This is a genomic window from Flavobacterium shii, assembly GCF_025847235.1.
GTDB lineage: Bacteria > Bacteroidota > Bacteroidia > Flavobacteriales > Flavobacteriaceae > Flavobacterium > Flavobacterium shii.
This window is the reverse complement of record NZ_JAOZEW010000014.1, coordinates 57368-77949: the sequence shown is the minus strand read 5'-3', so window position 1 is coordinate 77949 and position 20582 is coordinate 57368. Positions and strand designations below refer to the sequence as shown.

20 protein-coding genes are annotated in these 20582 nt (G+C 32.7%); 13 read left to right on the top strand and 7 right to left on the bottom strand.

All coding sequences use genetic code 11. The annotated features are described in order from the left end of the window. Window positions 1-99: 99 nt before the first annotated feature. The 4 genes from OIU83_RS13815 to OIU83_RS13800 form a co-directional block, all read right to left on the bottom strand. Window positions 100-1368, bottom strand: a complete 1269-nt coding sequence (locus OIU83_RS13815; protein ID WP_264206852.1) for an NAD(P)/FAD-dependent oxidoreductase — start codon at window positions 1366-1368, stop codon at window positions 100-102. 89 nt (window positions 1369-1457) lie between these two features. Beyond that, a complete protein-coding gene (locus OIU83_RS13810; protein WP_264206851.1) occupies window positions 1458-2792 on the bottom strand; it encodes a DEAD/DEAH box helicase in 1335 nt (444 codons plus the stop codon). 483 nt (window positions 2793-3275) lie between these two features. Further along, complete coding sequence (locus tag OIU83_RS13805; protein WP_264206850.1) at window positions 3276-4814, bottom strand: DEAD/DEAH box helicase; 1539 nt, start codon at window positions 4812-4814, stop codon at window positions 3276-3278. 107 nt (window positions 4815-4921) lie between these two features. Continuing rightward, window positions 4922-5455, bottom strand: coding sequence for a DUF6155 family protein (locus OIU83_RS13800; RefSeq protein WP_264206849.1), 534 nt, complete (start codon window positions 5453-5455; stop codon window positions 4922-4924). Window positions 5456-5559: 104 nt separating this feature from the next. Here OIU83_RS13800 and OIU83_RS13795 point away from each other — a divergent pair, with 104 nt between their 5' ends. Further along, on the top strand, window positions 5560-5844 hold the full coding sequence (locus tag OIU83_RS13795; RefSeq protein WP_264206848.1) for a DUF3817 domain-containing protein: 285 nt from the start codon (window positions 5560-5562) through the stop codon (window positions 5842-5844). Continuing rightward, window positions 5837-7093: a mechanosensitive ion channel family protein gene (locus OIU83_RS13790; protein WP_264206847.1), complete on the top strand. Its 1257-nt coding sequence runs from the start codon at window positions 5837-5839 to the stop codon at window positions 7091-7093. The genes OIU83_RS13795 and OIU83_RS13790 overlap by 8 nt, the downstream gene beginning before the upstream one ends. A gap of 92 nt (window positions 7094-7185) precedes the next feature. Here OIU83_RS13790 and OIU83_RS13785 read toward each other — a convergent pair whose 3' ends face one another. Then, entirely contained in the window at window positions 7186-7569 is a 384-nt protein-coding gene (locus OIU83_RS13785; RefSeq protein WP_264206846.1) for an acyl-CoA thioesterase, read from the bottom strand. A 70-nt stretch (window positions 7570-7639) separates the two neighbouring features. Here OIU83_RS13785 and OIU83_RS13780 point away from each other — a divergent pair, with 70 nt between their 5' ends. The 3 genes from OIU83_RS13780 (at window position 7640) to OIU83_RS13770 (ending at window position 9678) form a co-directional block, all read left to right on the top strand. Next, on the top strand, window positions 7640-8041 hold the full coding sequence (locus OIU83_RS13780; protein ID WP_264206845.1) for a glyoxalase: 402 nt from the start codon (window positions 7640-7642) through the stop codon (window positions 8039-8041). Window positions 8042-8052: 11 nt separating this feature from the next. After that, window positions 8053-8628, top strand: coding sequence for a Crp/Fnr family transcriptional regulator (locus tag OIU83_RS13775; RefSeq protein ID WP_264206844.1), 576 nt, complete (start codon window positions 8053-8055; stop codon window positions 8626-8628). Window positions 8629-8706: 78 nt separating this feature from the next. Then, window positions 8707-9678 carry a quinone oxidoreductase family protein gene (locus tag OIU83_RS13770; protein ID WP_264206843.1) on the top strand — a complete coding sequence of 324 codons (972 nt, stop codon included), beginning with the start codon at window positions 8707-8709 and terminating at the stop codon, window positions 9676-9678. An 80-nt stretch (window positions 9679-9758) separates the two neighbouring features. Here OIU83_RS13770 and OIU83_RS13765 read toward each other — a convergent pair whose 3' ends face one another. Together OIU83_RS13765 and OIU83_RS13760 are read right to left on the bottom strand one after the other, a co-directional pair. Then, window positions 9759-11501 (bottom strand): DUF885 domain-containing protein, encoded by a 1743-nt coding sequence (locus OIU83_RS13765; protein WP_264206842.1) that lies wholly within the window; start codon window positions 11499-11501, stop codon window positions 9759-9761. 420 nt (window positions 11502-11921) lie between these two features. Continuing rightward, on the bottom strand, window positions 11922-13898 hold the full coding sequence (locus OIU83_RS13760; protein ID WP_264206841.1) for an alpha-ketoacid dehydrogenase subunit alpha/beta: 1977 nt from the start codon (window positions 13896-13898) through the stop codon (window positions 11922-11924). 173 nt (window positions 13899-14071) lie between these two features. Between OIU83_RS13760 and OIU83_RS13755 the strand changes: the two genes are divergently transcribed. The 8 genes from OIU83_RS13755 to OIU83_RS13720 all read left to right on the top strand — a co-directional run bounded on the left by OIU83_RS13755 (window position 14072) and on the right by OIU83_RS13720 (window position 20481). Continuing rightward, window positions 14072-15022, top strand: a complete 951-nt coding sequence (locus OIU83_RS13755) for an isopenicillin N synthase family dioxygenase (protein ID WP_264206840.1) — start codon at window positions 14072-14074, stop codon at window positions 15020-15022. A gap of 75 nt (window positions 15023-15097) precedes the next feature. Beyond that, window positions 15098-15427: a translation initiation factor gene (locus tag OIU83_RS13750; protein ID WP_264206839.1), complete on the top strand. Its 330-nt coding sequence runs from the start codon at window positions 15098-15100 to the stop codon at window positions 15425-15427. 218 nt (window positions 15428-15645) lie between these two features. Then, a complete protein-coding gene (locus tag OIU83_RS13745; RefSeq protein ID WP_264206838.1) occupies window positions 15646-16515 on the top strand; it encodes a nucleoside phosphorylase in 870 nt (289 codons plus the stop codon). 1 nt (window position 16516) lies between these two features. Next, window positions 16517-16972: a DinB family protein gene (locus OIU83_RS13740; protein WP_264206837.1), complete on the top strand. Its 456-nt coding sequence runs from the start codon at window positions 16517-16519 to the stop codon at window positions 16970-16972. A 57-nt stretch (window positions 16973-17029) separates the two neighbouring features. Further along, a complete protein-coding gene (locus OIU83_RS13735; protein WP_264206836.1) occupies window positions 17030-17881 on the top strand; it encodes a substrate-binding domain-containing protein in 852 nt (283 codons plus the stop codon). An 18-nt stretch (window positions 17882-17899) separates the two neighbouring features. Continuing rightward, window positions 17900-18832 carry a transglutaminase gene (locus OIU83_RS13730; RefSeq protein ID WP_264206835.1) on the top strand — a complete coding sequence of 311 codons (933 nt, stop codon included), beginning with the start codon at window positions 17900-17902 and terminating at the stop codon, window positions 18830-18832. A 173-nt stretch (window positions 18833-19005) separates the two neighbouring features. Next, the gene (locus OIU83_RS13725) at window positions 19006-19842 is read left to right on the top strand and encodes a DUF1835 domain-containing protein (protein WP_264206834.1); all 837 of its coding nucleotides are present in this window, start codon (window positions 19006-19008) and stop codon (window positions 19840-19842) included. Window positions 19843-20112: 270 nt separating this feature from the next. Next, window positions 20113-20481: a hypothetical protein gene (locus OIU83_RS13720; protein ID WP_264206833.1), complete on the top strand. Its 369-nt coding sequence runs from the start codon at window positions 20113-20115 to the stop codon at window positions 20479-20481. Window positions 20482-20582 lie beyond the last annotated feature (101 nt).

The following is a 20582-nucleotide window of genomic DNA, read 5'->3' as shown; positions in this document are numbered from 1 at the left end:
TTAAATATTATAGATAAAAAATCCGTATCATCTGCGTTCCTTTATAGATAATCCAAAATCGACTTCCTTGATCCCAGACTGAAATCTGAAAAATCTCTTTTAATTTATTGCCTGCTTTTTATCTGGTCTGATAATCATACGTAATGATTGGTCCTTTGCAAAATAAGCAATCATCCAGTTGTAAAAAGTACTTAGGCGGTTTCTGTATGTGATAAGAGAAATAAGATGTATAAATAACCAGATTACCCAAGCTAAGAATCCGTTAAAATGCCATTTAGGTTTTGGTAAATCTACAACAGCTTTATTTTTACCTATAATTGCCATAGAACCTTTATCTGCGTATATAAATGGTTTTAAAGGTTTGTTTTGAGCAATAGCTTTGAAATTTTTGGCTAAGTTTAATCCTTGCTGAATTGCTACTTGTGCCACTTGCGGGTGACCATTAAGAAATGCAGTATCTGTATCCATGATTGATGTATCACCAATGGCATAAATATTTTGCATACCATTTACTTTATTGTAAGCATCGGTTGCCATACGTTTACCACGTCCGTAACTTTCTAACGGAATTCCATCAAAAGCTTTGGCTGAAACTCCAGCTGCCCAAATTAGATTTTTGGTATGAATGGTTTCTCCATTCGAAAAATAAACAATATCATCTACATAATCTGTAACACGATTGTTGAGTTTTACAACAACTCCTAAATCTGTAAGTGCTTTTAGTGTATCTTGTTGCGAAGCTTTACTCATTGGTGCAAGCAAAGCATCTCCGCCATCGACTAAATAAACATTACTTGCAGTGGTGTCTAATTCCGGGTATTCTTTTAATAAAATATTTTTACGCATTTCGGCAAACATTCCCGAAACTTCTACTCCTGTTGGTCCACCTCCGGCTACAACAATGGTTAGTAACTTACGACGTTTACGAATGTCTTTGGTAATAGTAGCTTTTTCAAGATTTTTAAGCAATGTATTACGCATTACGATTGCATCGTTTAACGTTTTCATCGGAATGGCGTTTTTCATAACATTTTCCATTCCGAAATAACTGGTTTCTGCTCCAGTTGCAAAAACTAAGTAATCATATGATAATTCTCCATTGTGAAGAATTACTTTATTTTCGGCTGGAATTACTTGTTGAAGTTCCCCTAATCGAAATTGAAGATTTTTTTTACCGGCAAAGAATTTTCTAAATGGATAACTAATACTTGATGGTTCTAAAAAAGCAGTAGCGACCTGATAGATAAGAGGCGGAAAGAAATTATAATTATTTTTGTCTACAAGAGTAACTTGGATTTGGCTGTGATTGACTAGCTCTTTTGCAAGATTTATTCCTGCAAAACCGCCACCTATAATAACTATCTTCATATGTGGTTATTTTATAAGTAAGATTGATTTAAAAAAAAAATACCTTATAAAAGTACAACATAAATTAACAGTTACAAACCTTGGAATCCTTACTTTTTGAATTTTTTAACAGGTTTTTCGACTACTTCAGGTTTGTTTTGCAACAAATAATTTGCAAGCAATTTTTCTATCAATTCATCTTTGGTTAAATGATGGAAAACTGTTTTTACTTTGGTTTTTAAATCTGTTGAAACGTCGTGATTTGGTTTCGTTTTAAAGATTTGTTTTGCCCATAATAGCGTATTGTTTTCTTCAAGACTCGCTACAGATGGTTTTTTAAATTCACTGAATTTAATTCCTAATGCTTTTTCAAACTCGGTTATTTCAATCACTTCTTCTGGTTGTAAAACAGTAAGCGAAAGTCCTTTTGCACCAGCTCTTGCAGTTCTACCGCTTCGATGAACATAAGCTTCGTAAGCATCTGGTAAATGATAATTTACAACATAAGAAATTTCTTTGACGTCGATACCTCTGGCAGCCAAATCAGTAGCGACTAATATGTTGATATGTCCTTCACGAAATTGCTCCATGATTCTATCACGGATTCCTTGTGATAAACTACCATGTAAAGCTCCCGATGAAAAACGGTTAATGGCTAAATTTTTGGCTAATTTATTTACGGCAGCTTTTGTTTTACAAAATATGATTCCGCGTTCACCATCTCTAGAGTTTAGGAAATGCATTAATACTTCTAGTTTTTCAATAGGATCAACTACAATATATTCATGGTCAATTCCTTGATTTCCTACTGTTTCCATGTCGGCACTTACCTGAATCACGTTTTTGGATAAGTAATTCTGAATCAATTGCTTGATTGTTCCTGGTAATGTTGCAGAAAATAAGAATGTTGTATGTTTTTTAGGTAATTCGGCTACGATTTCGTCAAGACTTTCTTTTAATATAGAAACCATTTCATCAGCTTCATCCAAAACAAGGTATTGTGTCTCTTTTAGGTTAATCGCTTTACGCTGAATTAAATCTATTAAACGTCCTGGCGTTGCAACTACTATATGTGTAGGCTGCGTAAGACGTTCGATTTGTGGTTTTATTGGGATTCCTCCGCAAGTAGCTGCAATAGAAACTTGTGGCAGGTGTTTTGAAAAATCTTCTAAGTTTTTAAATATCTGATGTCCTAATTCTCTTGTTGGAACTAAAATTATAGCCTGAACTGTAGGAAGCTCTGGGTTGATTAACTGTAACAATGGTAATCCAAAAGCAGCAGTTTTACCAGTTCCTGTTTTTGCTAAACCTACTACGTCACTGTTATTTGCCAAAATAAGCGGAATAGTTTTCTGCTGAATTTCAGTTGGTGTAACTATATTTAATTCGGTTAGCGCTTTTAGTATCGGTGCTGAAATTCCTAAATCTGAAAATTGTTTTGACATTGTTTTAATTTATTTAAAAATTGAAAAATTTAAAGATTTAAAGATTTCTGATTGTATTTTTTGAACCATTAGTAGATTAAGGAAAATTAAGCTTAATCTTTTAATAGTTTTATTCTTTTTAGCCACGAATTACACGAATTGCGCTAATTTTTTATTTTACCATTAAGGGATTAAGTTTTATTTAGACTTGACTTTTCTTAACCTCTTAATGGTTCAAAATTTTTATTTTATTATAACTACGAAACTCCTAGCCCTGATGGAAACGGTATCCTTTTATTTTTTTCTTTAAAAAATAAAAGATATAGTGTACAGCAGGAAATAGCTCCTAACTCTTCTCCCGAAGTCGCGGGACGCTCAGAGTGACAAACTTTTAACTTTAAGACTTTTAACTTTAAGACTTTTAACTTTAAGACTTTCAGCTTTCAGACTTTCAGCTTTCAGACTTTCAGCTTTCAGACTTTCAGCTTTCAGACTAAAAATGTATCAATCTGGTTCGTTCATTATTTTTTCACGGTATTTTTTACCGGTTAATAATACCAATTTTAATTTATAATCGTCTACAAGCCATTCGCGGTAATTCTTACTACATTGGCTTAAACATTTAGAGTAGCGCTTGATACGACAATCGATGTCATCGTCTAGCTCTTTTCCTAATGATTTAGCTTCTTGCAATGTTTCGGAATTATCTACACACATTGCTGCATGTTGCTCTAATGATTTATCCAAAACTACTTTTGAACGTAAATTTTGAGCAATGACTAACTTATGTTCTTCATCAACATCAAATGTTACATCGGCAGTTTTACTGAATTTAGCACGTAATTCTGGTGGCATGCTGTATTTAAAATACAATTCGATTTCGGTATCATCACGTAAATTCTCCAAATAAAATTCTGGTGATTTAAAGATGTGTTGCCAGTTAACCGGCTCGCTCCATAAACCAAAACGTGCAGCATTATTTCCTAAATCGATTACTGTAAATTCGTCTTTATGAGGTAGTTTTCTAGAACCACGACCAATCATTTGGTAATATAATGTCAATGATTTGGTTGCTCTGTTTAATATAATGGTTTCTACCGTAGGCTCATCAAAACCAGTGGTTAAGATACCAACAGATGTTAATATTGCATCCGGGGTTTTCTTGAACCATTGCAAGATATCTTTTCGCTCTTCATTACTACTTGTATTGTCCAGGTGGCGAATATCGTATCCTGCTTCCCTGAAAGTTTCGTATACATATAAAGAGGTATGAATACCATTATTGAAAATCAAGGTTTTTTTACCAAGAGATTTTTCTGTGTATGCATGCAATAATTTCTCTTGCATGATTGTATTTGTATATAAATCATCCGAAGATTTTACGGTATAATCTCCATTGATACCTACTTTTAAGGATGTTAAACCTACATCGTAACTATATGTAGTTGCTTTTGCCAAAAAGCCTTTTTCGATCAATGAACCAATTGTGTCTCCTACAATTAATTCATCATAACTTTCGTGCATTGGCAATTTAATATTCGAACTCAACGGGGTTGCAGTTACTCCTAATATAAACGCATTTTTAAACGAACTTAATAATTTTCGGAATGAATTGTAATGCGCCTCATCGATAATTACTAAACCAATATTGTCTAAATGTAATTTTTCGTCATTAATACGGTTTTTTAATGTTTCGACCATTGCAACAAAACAAGAATATTCGTTTTGGTCTAATAGTTCTTTTACTTTACTATTGATGATTTTATTTTTAACACCAAAACCTTTCAACATTTTTGAAGTTTGCTTGCAAAGTTCAATTCTGTGTGTTAAAACTACTACTTTTTTCTCATGTTGTGACAAATAACGACGTACGATTTCGGAAAAAACTACTGTTTTTCCTCCACCCGTAGGTAATTGATACAACAAATGATGCTGTGCCGAACCGTTGTCTAAACGATCGAAAATGGCGTCAATATCACCCTTTTGGTATGCGTAAAGTTCTTTTTTTTCTTCTCTTTCTATTTCTAAAGTGTTTTGAGACATTGTATTTTATTGGTTTTTGCAAAAATACACCTAAAAAACAGTTATTCTGTCTTTTTTATCTTAAAATAAAAAGGAAAAGTTCGCTATTATTTAATATGGATTCGGTTCTAAAAGGAGATTTTATCCAAAATTACTTCAAAATCAGGCTCGTTTTTCCATTTTTGGGTAATAGTTTCCTGATGAATTTGGTTAATTCGGGATTTAAATTCTGCTAAAATTCCGTTGGAAATTATAAAAGTTACAGCTTGTTCAAATGAATTAAACATGCTTTTGTAAAAAAGTTCCTGCTTTATCGGGTTTTCAGAAGAGAATGTTTGGGCAATTTCGATATTATAAAGCATAACGTCGGCGATTACAAACGGGTCAACGCCCAAAAGTATAAAATGTTTGATGTATTTTTGAGCTACTGACCGACGCATTTTTGGTTTTACACGACGTCTTGTGGCTTTAACTCTAACTGGAAAATATTCATGCGAAATTTTTAGCTTGCATTCCTGCAAAAGCGTTTCTTCTTTAGGATTAAAAACAAAATTGTAATAGACTTTTACAGGGCTAAATTTCTCGTACAATTCGATTATCTGCTCTTCTAGTTGTTCTTTAGTAAGATCGTTTAAATATTTTTTTAAATCGCGTTTACTCATTATCAAAGTTTAAGATTGTAAAAGTAAATTACTTTAGCATTCGATACCCTAAAAATGAAGCAGAATCATTAATTTTACCGATAATAATTAAAAAATATATTTAAATGCTCAAGATTTTTAAAGTTACAGCGATTTTAGAAGGAATTTCATACTTAGTTTTATTTTCAAATATGCTTTTTATTAAGCCAACAAACTTTGCTTTATATAAAACATTGTTATATCCTATTGGGATGAGTCATGGTGTACTTTTTATAGGTTATGTTTTATTGGCAATTTTATTGAAAAAAGCTCAAAAATGGGATTTTAAAACTTTCTTATTCATTTTGGCAGCTTCTGTGATTCCGTTTGGAACTTTTTATGTTGAGTACAAATACTTAAAAAATGCCTAATTTTTTGGAGAAAATATTTAACTTCTTATACCCTCTTTTTAGAGACTGGGGAATGAGCCGCAATATTGCTGCTTATCTCAGCCTTGCTTTTAATATTGCTATATTAATTATATTGGCTTATGCTGTATATTATTTGGCAAAGTTTGTTTTAGTAACACTTACAGCGGTTTTTGCCCAAAAGACAAAAACTAAGTTTGATGATTTTTTAATCCATAATAAAACAACAAAATATACGGCTTACTTAATTCCGTTCTTCTTTATTTATAAGGCTGTTCCAATAATCTTGGATAAGTATGAATATTGGGAATTGATTTTTGGAAAAATAGTTGGTGTATATATAGTATTATTAGTGTTATGGATTATTCGTACTATATTTAATTCGCTTAAAGATTATTTAAAACAAAAACCTGAATATAGCGATAAGCCTATCGATAGTTTTATTCAGGTAGTGATGATGATTCTCTGGATATTTGGGGTGGCGATTATTATTTCTAAACTATTCGGAATCAAGCAAAGCGAATTATTAACGATTTTAGGAACGCTTTCGGCAATTATTATCTTGATATTTAGAGATACAATTCTAGGGTTTGTTTCAAGTGTACAGGTTGCTATTAACGATATGGTTCGTATTGGTGACTGGATTACAATGGATAAATTCGGTGCCGATGGTGATGTAATCGAGATTAATTTAACGACTGTAAAAGTTCGAAATTTTGATAATACTATAACCACTATTCCTACTTATGCATTAAGTTCGGACTCTTTCCAGAATTGGCGCGGAATGCAAAAATCGGATGGACGCCGTATTAAAAGACATATTTTGATAAAAACGAGTACAATTCGGTTTTTGTCAAATGAAGATTTGAATCAGATGAAAAGAATCCAGATGATTGCTCCTTATATTGAATCTCGTCAGGCTGAAATTGAAAAATTCAACTCATTGCGTGGTATAGATAAGTCACTTGCGGTAAATGGACGTAATATGACAAATTTAGGTTTGTTCAGAAAATATATTATTCAATATTTACTTGATCATCCAGGATTAAATAAAGATATGCACATGATGTGTCGCCAATTACAATCGACTGCACATGGTGTTCCATTGGAGATTTATACTTTTTCGAATGATAAACGTTGGGCCAATTACGAATATATAATGGCAGACATTTTCGATCATGTCATTGCCTCTGCAGTGTATTTCGATCTTCAAATATTCGAATTACCATCGCAGATTGGTCATTTGGAATAAAAACCTAAACCATATAAAGTTATATAAGAAAATATAAGCATTGCTTAAATGAACTTACATAACTTATATGGTTTTTTTATATAATTTAAAACCTATAAGCGGTCTTTTACATATTCTATTTTTGTTTTCCCGTGTGCTTTAGGTTTGCCGTCTTCACCTAGATTAACCATTGTAATATTATCGATTGTAATAATAGTTTCTCTGGTCATCATGTTTCGTACAATGCATCTTAATACAAGCGAAGTATTTCCAAATTTTACTACATCAATCCCAATTTCGACAATGTCTCCTTGTTTCGCCGAACTTTTAAAGTTAATTTCGGACATATGTTTGGTTACGACTCTGTAATTTTCCAACTGGATAATTGTATATAAAGCTAACTCTTCGTCTATCCATGCTAGTAGTTGTCCTCCAAATAAAGTTCCGTTTGGATTTAGATCTTCGGGTTTAACCCATTTTCGAGTATGAAATCTCATATTTGATAATTTATTTGTAACAAAAATAACATTTTAGTATCATTATTTTTTTTAATTTTAAAAGAAAAACATGGAAGATAGAGACACTTTTTTAAAAGAATTCAGAGGCGAAACTTTAGGAACTGTAAGTGCTCAATCTTCACCAGATGAGTTGTTTCAAAATCAGACGATTAGACCTATTTTAAAACTTCAAAATGATTTGTTTATTGCCGTTTTTATTAATTACGTAAATAAGAACAAAGCTGATTTTTATTCTTATACCGTCGAAAAGAAGCTTTCGGTAATCGAAAACTCGATTCAAAAAGATATTAAGTTCCGAAATTCTTTAAAAGGAATTGTCATGGCACTTTTTACGATTGAAGAATACGATACATACATTAAAAATTCATCGAGTTTAAATAAAAGGATGATGAACTTATTGATTGACCGATTGAAAAGTCAAGTGCAGTTGTTTGAATTAGAATCGAATTAAGATTAATTACCATGTTTGACCAATTCCGTGATAGATTTCCTCTTGATGACCAACATTGGAATAATTATATCAATTGTTTTGAGCGCATTGAAGTTCCTGCAAAAACAATTTTGTTGAATGAAGGAGAGATTTCGAAAAAACTGTTTATAATTGAAAAAGGATGTATTCGGGTTTGGTTTAATAACAATGGTAAAGATGTTACTTTTCAGTTCTTTTTTGAAAATCAAAGTGTGGCGTCTCTCGAGAGTTTTGTGAAAAAATTTCCAAGTCCAGTTGTTGTCGAAACGATTGAACCTTCTGTTTTATGGTGGATTCATAAAAAAGATATGGATAGAATTTTGGCAGAAGTAATTGAAATTGCTCAATTGAGAGATCAATTTATCAATGTCCTTTTTCAGCGTACATTTGATTATATGAAGCATTTCTTTTCTTTTATAAAAGACTCGCCTACTCAACGTTATCTTAACTTAATGGAAGAAAAGCCTCAAATCGTTCAGCGAGTTCCTCAACATTATATAGCATCCTATTTGGGAGTTAGTACAGTTCATTTAAGTCGAATTAAAAGTAAATTAGTTCACAAAAAATAGGATAATTGCATTTGATAACAAATGTTATCGTCTGCCTGTAAACGACTACGGAACTTTGCATCATAAAAATAAATAATTATGAAAGCAGCAGTAATTTATAAGAAAGGCGAAATGCCAAAATACGCAGAATTTGCAGATCCGGTTGTAAACAATGAAAACGAAATTTTATTTTCGGTCAAAGCGGTAGCTATTACCAATTTGGATAAAGGAAAAGCAAGTGGTAAACACTATTCTTCTGAAAATGATAATCAAAATGGTTTTGTAATTGGCAGCGATGGTGTTGGTTTACTAGAAGATGGAACCAGAGTTTATGCTCGTGGAATCAGCGGTACAATTGCCGAAAAAGCAATTATCGACAAAAACATATTTGTTCCCTTACCAGAAGGAATTAGTGATGCAGTAGCAGCTTCATTGCCCAATGCTGTTGCTGGTTCTGCAATGGCGCTTAAATTTAGAGCCGAAATAAAATCGGGAGAAACGGTTTTAATAAATGGAGCGACTGGTTTTACAGGTCAAATAGCGATTCAGATTGCGAAACATTATGGTGCAAAGAAAATAATCGTTACGGGACGAAATGAAAAAACACTTAAAACACTTTTAGAACTAGGTGCTGACGAGATTATTTCGCTTAAACAAGAAGATGAAGCAATTATGGCTCAACTTAAAGCAACTCACTTAAATACTCCTATTGATATTGTTTTGGATTATTTATGGGGACATCCTGCAGAATTGATCCTTGCAGCTCTAAAAGGAAATGGTTCGTTTACGACAAAAGTAAGATATGTTACTATTGGAGGAATGGCTGGAGACACTATTCAATTATCGTCAGGAATTTTAAGAAGTGCTAATCTCCAATTATCAGGTTCTGGTTTAGGAAGTTGGACAAAAGAAGAAGTGAAATTACTATTTTCGGAAATACTTCCCGAAATGTTTCTTCTGGCAGCTCATAATAAATTAAAAGTTACTATTGAAACCGGTAGTTTGGTAGATATAGAAGAAATGTGGAGTAAAGAAGTTGGAGATGGTAAACGATTAGTTGTAACTGTCTAAAATAAAAAGGTTTGATAAGGAAATGAAACTGAATTTCTACCTTATCAAACCTTTTGTGTTTTTGCTAAAGAGTTTTAAAGCTACTCTTTACTAGTCATTAGTTCTTTAATGTATTTTACCGGAGCGCTACCATAACTTAAGAATTTTTCATGAAATTGTTTCAGGTTAAATTTCGTTCCTTGTTCTTTTTTTAATGATTCTCTAAAGTCATAAATCTCTGTATAACCTGTAAAATAAGAACATAGCTGAACTTGTGATAATGTTACACGCTTCCACTTCCCATCTGCTTCTGCTTGTTGTTGGAAAGCTTCTTTGGTAAGTAAAGCTATTGCATCTTCTTTGGACATGTTTTTGGTATGTACGCTATAATCCAGTATTGTATTACAAGTTGTTCTAAGATTCCATTTGTAATACATCAACCACATTTCATCGGAGTTTTTGTACCCACTTTCCAGCATCATTCTTTCGGCATAAACAGCCCAGCCTTCTACCATTGCTCCATTTCCTAAAATAGATTTTATGATACTTGGCGATTGATTACTGTAAACCAATTGTGTGTAATGTCCAGGAATTGCTTCGTGAATATTAAGAATTTGCAAGATATAATCATTGTATTCTCTTAAATAACTTTCGGCATTTTCGGGTGTCCATCCAGCCATGCTACCCACATTATAATAAGTGTTTGCATTTTTATCGTATGGGCCAGGAGCAGATATTGAAGCTCCGGCAACACCTGCCATATATGCAGGTTCTTTTCTTACTACAAGTGGTTTAGATGGATCTATATAAAGTAAATCTTTAGCTTTTACATAAGCTACCAATTCGGGGATTTGCTTTTCGATTTCCGATTGGAATTTTTCTGGAGTTGTATGTTGTAATGAAATTTTATCAATTACTTGTTTGATTAATTCCAGTTTATCCGCTGGTTTTGGAGCTGTTCCGTTATATTTTTCCCATAATTTATTGGCAAGTACCAACATTTTATCATGCAATTCTTTTTTGTGATTTACTGCTATTTTAAAGATTTGATCAGCAGTATATCCTGATTGAATATCAAAGTTGAATTTTTTGGCATATAATCCTGAACCTAATCTAAAAGAACGAGGTGTTTTATTGTCTAATTTTTTAAGCCAATCGGCATAATCTGTTATTGCTTTTACCGAAGTAGCTGCTTTATCTGTAATTGCTTTTTTCTCTTCGGCAGATAATTTACTTTTGCTTAAAGCGGCAATTAAATCTTCTTTAAAAACAGACGTTCCTCCTAAATTCTGATCTATTGCAAGTGCTGTATGTTCTTTGGTTGGGTTTTTAATGTTCAATTTTGCTGCTTCATAATAAGCAGGAATTGCATTCATCTTTAGATTGAAATTATGTAATCTAACATCTAGTGAATCATACTTCCCGTTTAGTATTTCTGCGAAAGCACCACAGACATTATATTCAGAAGGATTCCACTCTGAAGATCTAAGTTCTTTAATGCTAAAAAGAGTGCTTTCCAACTGATTTTTAATCATATAAAAATCAGTTTTGTTATTATCAGAAAGACTTTCTAAAGAATATTGTTTTAATGAATCTAATTGAGAGTTAGCAAACGCTAGTTGTTTCTTTTGGTTGTCGGCATTTGGAACAACCAGAACGCTATCCAGTTTATGATATCCTTGACTAGCAGCCCAATCAGGATTCAGTTTCCATAGGTCCGTAATAAAACCATCCTTATATTTTTCAAATTTTTCATTTGTAGCTTTATCATCGCCTGTTTTAGCATTCTTATTGCAAGAAACTAATAACGCAACAATGACAATAGGAATAAAAAGTTTTTTCATATTTCTTAATTTATTAGAACGATAAAGATAAAAAATGATCTTTATGACGCGCTATTGTATGGATTAAAATCATTTATAATAATTTAACGTGGTGTAAAATTTGACTGCGAAGTTTACAAGGGTTTACACAAAGATTGCTTGATTCTATATAACTCTTTGCGAAAGGAACGCGGATGATACGAATTCGCTAATGCGAAAACACGGATTAAACGGATTTTATTTTTGATTGTTTTTAAATCAGTTTTTAATCCGCGTCCTCTTATAGACAATTTAAGTTAGTAACTCTTTTTCAAAGTCTCAAACCGACTTTCTTGAACCGAGACTGAAAGTCGAAGAGACGAAGTATATCTGTGGCAGAAAAAAATTAACTGCAAAGCTCAGAAAACCTTTGAATCTTTGGTCTTCTGAGCCTTAGTACCTTTAATAAGTCAACAAATCCAGAAGTTCTTTTTCAAATCGTCCTTTCGGTAAATATTGATCTTCCAGTGCTTTTGTAAAAGGAATTGGAGAGTCTAAACTAGCAACACGTCTTACGGGAGCATCCAGATAACGGAAACAATTTTCCATAATTAACGCCGAAATATCACTGGCGATACCTCCAAAAAGAGAATCTTCCTGATAGATTATTACACGTCCTGTTTTTTTAACCGATTCGTAGATAGCTTCGGTATCCAATGGTTGCAAAGTTCTTAAATCCAATAAATCGGCAGAGATTTCTGGTTTTTTGGCAAGTGTTTCCAAAGCCCAATGTACCGGAGCACCAAAAGCAATAATAGTTACATCATTTCCTTCTTTTAATAAAGCTGCTTTTCCTAGAGGAATTGTATAATAATCTGTTGGAATGTCTTGGTAAACACTTCTGTATAATTGTTTGTGCTCAAAGAATAAAACCGGATTTGGGTCGTTGATAGACTCATTTAGTAATCCTTTGGCATCATAAGGAAAAGCGGGATAAACTACTTTTAAACCTGGTGTTTTTGTAAACCAGGCTTCATTAGTCTGTGAATGAAAAGGACCTGCTTGAGTTCCGCCACCACAAGGCATTCGAACCACTACATCAGCGTTTTCCAGCCAGCGATAATGTGATTTTGCCAATAGATTTACAATTGGATTAAACCCTGTTGAGACAAAATCGGCAAATTGCATCTCGACTATTGCTTTATAACCATTTATAGAAAGTCCCATTCCTGCAGATACTACCGCGCTTTCGCAAATTGGAGTATTCCGTACACGTTCTTTTCCAAATAGTTCAACAAAACCATCGGTGATTTTAAAAGCACCACCATATTCGGCAATGTCTTGTCCCATAATAACCGAATTGGTATGCAATTGCATGGATTGTCTTAAAGCCGAGGAAATAGCATCTATAAAACGCATGTTTTGTTGTGCTAAGTCTGGCGTAATTTCCTTGTACTTATAAGGTTTGTAAACATCATTTAGTTCTTCTTCATAAGAAGCTTCGATTTCGGGTTCTTCATTGGCAAGAACTAAACTTTCATCGATATCTTTCTTGATTTCGGCATGTAAAGTCTCGTCATATTCTGTAGTTAAAACGCCTATTTTGGTCAGGTAGTTTTTGTAATTATTTACAGGATCTTTTACAGCCCACATATCCATTAATTCCTGCGGAACATACTTGGTACCACTCGCCTCTTCATGTCCACGCATTCTAAATGTTTTGAACTCCAGTAAAACCGGACGTGGATTCTCGATCATCGAAGTTTTTAATTCTGATAAAAGATTATATACTTCAAGGATGTTATTTCCGTCGATAATGTGACTTTCTATTCCGTAGCCAATCCCTTTATCGGCAAGGTTTTCGCAACGATATTGCTCATTTGTAGGAGTCGATAATCCGTAACCGTTATTCTCGATAACAAACATTACTGGTAATTCCCATACGGCAGCGATATTTAAGGCTTCATGAAAATCTCCTTCGCTAGTTGCTCCTTCTCCTGTAAATACAGCAGTTACTTTATTATTCTTTTTTAGTTTATTGGCTAAAGCAATTCCGTCGGCAACACCTAATTGTGGGCCTAAATGCGAAATCATTCCTATTATCTTATATTGTTGTGTCCCAAAGTGAAAGCTTCTGTCGCGACCTTTAGTAAATCCATTGGCTTTTCCTTGCCATTGCGAAAAAAGTCTATATAGTGGAATATCTCTTCCTGTAAAAACACCAAGGTTACGGTGCATAGGTAAAATATATTCATCGGAATCTAAAACAGCAGTTACTCCTACCGATATTGCTTCTTGTCCTATTCCGGAAAACCATTTGGATACTTTTCCCTGACGAATCAAGATGAGCATCTTCTCCTCTATTAATCTTGGTTTTAAAATTCTCTTGTATAAATCTAGTAATTGGTCGTTGGTTAGGTTTTTTCTGTCGAAGATCATTTTTAGGTTTATTGTTTAGTCAATGAATGTTGTAAAAATATAACAATTCGGTTATATTTTGTTATATAAATATAAATTATTAGTATTTCTTGAAATAAAAATAACAAATTAGTTTTACATTTGCTCAAGATAAGGTTTTTAGACTTATCAAGTTATCAATAAATATGTAAAGTATGCAAAACATTCCTAGTGTAGACTTACGTGATTTCCTTTCGGACAACCCGGAACGTAAACAAAAATTTGTAAATGAAATCGGAAATGCATTTGAAAACATTGGCTTCGTAGCCCTAAAAGGTCATTTTTTGGATGATCAGTTAGTAGACGAGCTTTATGGCGAAATTAGAAAATTTTTCGCTTTGCCAATTGAATCTAAACATAATTATGAAATCCCAGGAATTGGAGGACAGCGAGGTTATGTTTCTTTTGGTACAGAACATGCCAAAGGGAGAAAAGAAGGTGACTTGAAAGAATTCTGGCATTTTGGTCAGTATGTGAGTGAAAACTCAAAGTATGCTTCGGAATATCCTGAAAATGTTGAAGTAACAGAATTACCAAGATTTAATGTTGTAGGTAAAGAAGCTTATCAGATGCTTGAAAAAACAGGTGTTTATGTTTTAAGAGCTTTAGCACTACACCTTGGATTGGATGAATTCTATTTTGACAATTATGCCAAAGACGGAAATTCTATTTTGCGTCCTATTCATTATCCACCAATTACATCTGAGCCAAAAGATGCAATTCGTGCTGCTGCGCACGGGGATATTAACCTAATCACTCTATTAATGGGTGCACAAGGAAAAGGATTGCAAGTTCAAAATCATGATGGAGAATGGATTGATGCCATTGCCGAAGATGATCAATTGGTAATTAATGTGGGTGATATGCTTTCACGTCATACCAATAACAAGTTAAAATCGACTATTCATCAAGTAGTTAACCCTCCAAGAGAATTATGGGGAACTTCACGTTACTCTATTCCGTTTTTTATGCATCCAGTAAGCGACATGCGTTTGGATTGTTTGGAGAACTGTATTGATGCTGAGAATCCTAAAAAGTTCGAAGATATTACAGCTGGAGATTATTTATACGAACGTTTGGTAGATTTGGGATTAATCAAAAAATAATCTTTAAATTTACCTAATAATAAAAAGACATTGAGTTTATACTTAATGTCTTTTTAATTTTAAAATAAATTACAAATGGACTTACAAGACCAATTAAAAAACCTTTTCCCTGATCACGAAGTATCTCCTGATGAAATCGTAGTTCCGGAAGATCATGAACTTTTTATCCAGAAAGAGCCTATGATTTGTAAATTCGAAAAGCGAAAAGGGAAAGCTACAACTATAATCGAAGGTTACGAAGGTACCGACGAAGACTTTAAAATCCTTGCTAAAGAAATTAAAACCAAATTAAGTGTTGGTGGAACTTTTAAAGACGATTCTATTATTATACAAGGCGATTATCGTGATAAAATAATGGAAATACTAAAAGCAAAAGGATTTAAAGTAAAACGGGTAGGTGGATAATAATTTTAGATTTATGATTTTAGAGTTTAGATTCTTTCTTTGCGAACCTTGTGGCTAAATCATAAAAAAAAGACATTCAGTTATGCGTTTTCATAAGAAAACCTTAGAACCTTTGTCCCTTTGAACCTTAAAAATAAAGACATCCAGATTATGCGCTTCTATAATAAACCATAGAACCTCAGAACCTTTGTCCCTCAGAACCTTAAAATAAATAAACAATGATACAATCATCAGAATTAATCCTAAATCCAGACGGAAGCGTCTATCATTTAAATCTTCGTCCAGAAAACATTGCTAATGACATTATTTTTGTAGGCGATCAAAATCGTGTAGAAAAAATTACACAGTTTTTTGACAGCGTCGAATTTTCTACTCAAAAAAGAGAGTTTAAAACACAAACCGGAGTTTATAAAGGAAAGAGAATTACAGTAATGTCTACTGGAATTGGTCCCGACAATATTGACATTGTTGTTAATGAATTGGATGCTTTAGTAAACATTGATTTAGTTACTCGTGAACCAAAAGAGAAACTAACTTCTTTAAATATTATAAGAATCGGAACTTCGGGATCTCTACAAGCCGATATTCCTGTGGATAGTTTTGTAATGTCTACTTTCGGGTTAGGACTTGACAATATGCTTCGCTCTTACTTGATCGATGAAGTTTCGAATGCAGCAATGGAAGAAGCTTTTATTAACCACACCAATTGGGATATCCGTAAAGGAAAACCTTATGTAATTGCATGCTCAGAGAAATTAGAAAAACTTATCGAGAGTGATAAAATACACAAAGGAATCACTGCAACTGCGGGAGGTTTTTATGGCCCACAAGGGCGTGTTTTACGTTTAAATATTCAGGATGAAGAATTAAATTCTAAAATGGATAATTTTACATTTAATGACAACCGAATTACCAACCTGGAAATGGAAACGGCTGCTATTTATGGTCTTTCGGCACTTTTAGGACATAATGCTTTATCACTAAATGCTATTATTGCAAATCGAGCTTCGGGAACTTTCAGTGAAGATCCGTACAAGGCAGTAGATGAGTTAATTAAGTATACTTTGGATAAAATAACTGCGAACTAATATGCAAAATGCGATCTGCAAGTTTGAAAAATTACTCCATGAGAATTCAGAATATTTAAAATCTTTAGACAAAGAATCTTTAGAGAATAAAGTACCTGAAAAGTGGTCTAGAAAAGAAATTTTAGGACATTTAGTAGATTCGTCAATACATAATCTCGTTCGTTTTACAGAGATAAATTATTTGCCAAAGCCGTATAATCACAGGCCATATAAACAAAATGATTTGGTTGCTATTAATCAATATCAATCTATGGATATGGAGGAGTTAATACAGCTTTGGTATTCTATAAACAGTCAGATAATTAGACTTTTTAAATCTGTAGATGAAAAAGCGCTGGATTACGAAATCATATTAAGTGATGGTTCCATGATTAACCTAGATTTTTTAATGAAAGACTATGTTGAACATCTGGAACATCACATTAATCAAATAAAAAAAGAACATGACTTTAGATAAAACCAGATTCTTTTTAATCTAATAATCTAAGTAGTCTAATAATCTAAGTAGTCTAAAATGAAAACTATAAAAATAGCAGGAGTTCCCGAACACTTTAATTTACCTTGGCATTTATGCATTGAAAACGGAGAATTTGAAGCTGAAGGTATTGATTTACAATGGACGGATGTACCGGAAGGAACCGGAAAAATGTGTCAGATGCTTCGAGATGGAGAAACAGATATTGCAGTTATCTTAACCGAAGGAATTGTAAAAGATATTGCTGCCGGAAATCCAAGTAAGATTGTCCAAGTATATGTGCAATCACCATTAATTTGGGGGATTCACGTTGCTGCAAATTCCGATTATAAAGCCATTGGAGATTTAGAAAATAAAAAAGTAGCAATTTCTCGTTTAGGATCCGGTTCTCAATTAATGGCTTATGTAAATGCCAATAATCAAGGCTGGAAAACTAATAATCTCGAATTCGAAATTGTAAATACTATTGATGGTGCTGTAGAAGCGCTAACAAATAAAACTGCCGATTACTTTATGTGGGAGCGTTTTATGACAAAGCCATTGGTCGATAAAGGTATTTTCAGAAGAATAACAGACTGCCCTACTCCATGGCCGTCATTTGTAATTGCGGTAAGAGATGAAGTGATTAAAAATAATCCCGAAATAATTGCTGCAATTCTTGAAATTATAAATACTACAACCGAAGATTTTAAGTCAATTCCTAGTATTGACAGGACATTATCTGAATTGTTTGCACAGAAAGTTGAAGATATTCAGGAGTGGTTAAAATTAACGCAATGGTCGCAAAAACCATTGAATGAAAAAACACTCAATAAAATTCAAAATCAGTTATTTGAGCTGGGTATTATTGATAAAAAAAGTACTTTTGTAGAAACGGTAAAAGTTCTTTAAAAATTGCTTTTGGGCATTATGATAAAAACTAGAAAAATTGACTTAAATAAACTTAAAAGTAGCCTTCAGGTAAAATCACCTTGGAACAAGGTTATTATTATGCTATTGAGTTTTTTAATCACACTTCCGGCTTTTATCATTTTGCATCAGAATTTAATAGATCTTAACTGGCCTTTTAATTTCGATAGAGTTTTACTCTTTATTTTTGTGCTTGTTGGCATTTATTATACTTTAATGCAGTTAAAGACAATTATCATTATTTGCATTATTTTGTATCTAATAGTTTTGTTTTACGGGACAGCTTTAGGGAATTATGGTTTTACTGAAGTTGCCGAAGATTACAATTCGATTATATACACAATGTCCGATAATCCCTTTCCTCAAGATATTATTGTTGCCAAATTACTTCCGTTTCCTAATAAGTCAAAAATCCTGAATGCGATTGAATACCAAAATCCTAAAGTGAGGAATTTTGCGATAATGGCAACGTCAAAACATTTTAAGAACATAAAAGGATATTCGGATTATAGAACTATAATACAATGTTTTGCTGTTTTTAAAGAAATCAATAGCCGATGGAACTATGTAAGTGATCCCAAGGAAGGCGATTATATTGCAACTGCAAGCGAATCCTTGATGTATTTTTCGGGTGATTGCGATGATCATTCTATTTTAATGGCAGCTGCAATACGCTCTATCGGTGGTACACCAAGACTTATTCATACCAAAGGGCATATATATCCCGAAATATTAATTGGGTCAATGATCGACTTAGAAAAGGTCAATTACTTAATTAAAAATGTCCTTTTTGTAAAAGAAAGTCATAAGCAAACATTACATTATCATATCGATGAGCGTGGACAAGTGTGGCTTAATCTAGACTATACTGCCAAATATCCTGGAGGACCATTCATGTCCGAAGAGATTCTTGGTGCACTTACTCTTAAATAAAATTTACTAATATTTTTTTGGAGCTATTTCCAGCTATCCACTATATCTTTTCTTTGTTAAAAAAACAAAGAAAAGGATATCGTTTCTATCTGGGCTAGGGATATTTATTTAATATAGCTTAATTCATGAAATCACGTATATTTATGTAAACAAAATCATTTAAAATTTTAGTTATGATTGATGTAAAAAATGCAATTCATTTGGTGTACGGTTATTCTGCTTTAGGAGGATTAAGAGCTTATTTTAATGAATATTATCCTAATGATAAAATAGAGATTCATGCCATTCATACCGATTTATCAGTTGGACCGTTGAATGATTTTATAACCCCAGCCCATTTTGATGAGATTAGAGCCTATCACAATTTAGTTGATTCGGTTTGTAAAACTCAAATTGAAGGATGTGATTATATAGAAATTATTTACGATGATTACGATGATGATTTTCAGTTTCCAAATCTCGAAACACAATTTAAGATTGATTTCCCAAAGGATAAACCATTAATTATTTGGCACGGAAGTTCTACTGGCGAAAGAATCATGTTGTATAGATATTGCGAACTACTTAAAGGCAGGGATTTATATGAAATCAATTTAGACAAAAGACCTTTAACCCCCGGTTATAACTCGAATTCACTCGCGACTAAGAACCCACTCAAAGATCTTGACGGAATATTTGATATTTTAAATAGTATAAATCCAGAGGCAAGGAATGAATATGCTCAAAATTGGGCGCAATTAAAAAGAGATCAAAAAACAACAAGGATATTACAAAACAAGAAAGTTTATTCTGTAGAGGACGATTTCTATGACAAAGCTATTCTTGCAAACTGTACCAATGATTATCAAATCGCAGCAAGAGTTATTGGTGAAACTATGGGACAACAAAAAAGTGATATTGGAGACTATCATTTAATGTATAGATTATTTATTTTACTAAATAAAAATAAAATTAAAGCAAGAGGAAATACTGCTTCAATGCAATATTTTGAAGTTAAGAGGAATGAATAACATTCACACAATTCAGCTACGAGAACAGTTGATATCAATTATTTTTTGAGGACCAACAATCCTTTAGTAAGTTGGCTAAAACAAAAGCAAACTCCTCCCCTTTTAGAATTTAGTCACTCATTTAATTGATTTAAAACTGCCCATTAAATAAGACTTAGAATAGAATAAAAAAGTATAACAAGTTAGTAGCTAGATATTTTAATTCTAAAATATTAAATTTAATATTATTTTTTCGTAACTTTTTCCGGTCTAACTTTTAATCAAAAAATTATGAGAAAATCTACTTTATTTATTTTTGGACTTGCCTTATTATCGGTATTAATGATTTCATGCCATAAGGGAAGAAATAAACTTATTAACTCCTGGAAAGTTACAAATGTCGAGGCTACAGGGAAGCCGCTTTCTGATTCTTTAAAAAATGTAATTCTGACTAAAGGAAACCTTACGTTTACAAAAGACGGAAAAGTAACTGGATATTTGGATGTTGATTTTAAAGGAACTTTTGCTTTATCTAAAGGTGGAAAGGATCTGGTACTTAAAGATGAAGTAGGTACTCCATATTCTTATGCAAGTACGATAGAAAATGATAAACTGATATTGGATGGAAAAGAAATAAAATTAACCTTTGATAAAAAATAAATCCGAAGTTTCTTTTTCTGAAAACTACAAAACTTCTTAAGAAATTAAGAAGTTTTTTTATGAGATATAATCAATTGGTGAGCAATTTTGGCGGAATAAAA

What these genes read in the sequence shown, in the direction of transcription:
- OIU83_RS13725 (WP_264206834.1), top strand. Translation starts at nt 19,006, where the DNA reads ATGATTGATGTAAAAAATGCAATTCATTTGGTGTACGGTTATTCTGCT.
- OIU83_RS13775 (WP_264206844.1), top strand. Translation starts at nt 8,053, where the DNA reads ATGTTTGACCAATTCCGTGATAGATTTCCTCTTGATGACCAACATTGG.
- OIU83_RS13730 (WP_264206835.1), top strand. Translation starts at nt 17,900, where the DNA reads ATGATAAAAACTAGAAAAATTGACTTAAATAAACTTAAAAGTAGCCTT.
- OIU83_RS13740 (WP_264206837.1), top strand. Translation starts at nt 16,517, where the DNA reads ATGCAAAATGCGATCTGCAAGTTTGAAAAATTACTCCATGAGAATTCA.
- OIU83_RS13795 (WP_264206848.1), top strand. Translation starts at nt 5,560, where the DNA reads ATGCTCAAGATTTTTAAAGTTACAGCGATTTTAGAAGGAATTTCATAC.
- OIU83_RS13760 (WP_264206841.1), bottom strand. Translation starts at nt 13,898, where the DNA reads ATGATCTTCGACAGAAAAAACCTAACCAACGACCAATTACTAGATTTA.
- OIU83_RS13780 (WP_264206845.1), top strand. Translation starts at nt 7,640, where the DNA reads ATGGAAGATAGAGACACTTTTTTAAAAGAATTCAGAGGCGAAACTTTA.
- OIU83_RS13800 (WP_264206849.1), bottom strand. Translation starts at nt 5,455, where the DNA reads ATGAGTAAACGCGATTTAAAAAAATATTTAAACGATCTTACTAAAGAA.
- OIU83_RS13785 (WP_264206846.1), bottom strand. Translation starts at nt 7,569, where the DNA reads ATGAGATTTCATACTCGAAAATGGGTTAAACCCGAAGATCTAAATCCA.
- OIU83_RS13815 (WP_264206852.1), bottom strand. Translation starts at nt 1,368, where the DNA reads ATGAAGATAGTTATTATAGGTGGCGGTTTTGCAGGAATAAATCTTGCA.
- OIU83_RS13770 (WP_264206843.1), top strand. Translation starts at nt 8,707, where the DNA reads ATGAAAGCAGCAGTAATTTATAAGAAAGGCGAAATGCCAAAATACGCA.
- OIU83_RS13720 (WP_264206833.1), top strand. Translation starts at nt 20,113, where the DNA reads ATGAGAAAATCTACTTTATTTATTTTTGGACTTGCCTTATTATCGGTA.
- OIU83_RS13805 (WP_264206850.1), bottom strand. Translation starts at nt 4,814, where the DNA reads ATGTCTCAAAACACTTTAGAAATAGAAAGAGAAGAAAAAAAAGAACTT.
- OIU83_RS13750 (WP_264206839.1), top strand. Translation starts at nt 15,098, where the DNA reads ATGGACTTACAAGACCAATTAAAAAACCTTTTCCCTGATCACGAAGTA.
- OIU83_RS13790 (WP_264206847.1), top strand. Translation starts at nt 5,837, where the DNA reads ATGCCTAATTTTTTGGAGAAAATATTTAACTTCTTATACCCTCTTTTT.
- OIU83_RS13755 (WP_264206840.1), top strand. Translation starts at nt 14,072, where the DNA reads ATGCAAAACATTCCTAGTGTAGACTTACGTGATTTCCTTTCGGACAAC.
- OIU83_RS13765 (WP_264206842.1), bottom strand. Translation starts at nt 11,501, where the DNA reads ATGAAAAAACTTTTTATTCCTATTGTCATTGTTGCGTTATTAGTTTCT.
- OIU83_RS13810 (WP_264206851.1), bottom strand. Translation starts at nt 2,792, where the DNA reads ATGTCAAAACAATTTTCAGATTTAGGAATTTCAGCACCGATACTAAAA.
- OIU83_RS13735 (WP_264206836.1), top strand. Translation starts at nt 17,030, where the DNA reads ATGAAAACTATAAAAATAGCAGGAGTTCCCGAACACTTTAATTTACCT.
- OIU83_RS13745 (WP_264206838.1), top strand. Translation starts at nt 15,646, where the DNA reads ATGATACAATCATCAGAATTAATCCTAAATCCAGACGGAAGCGTCTAT.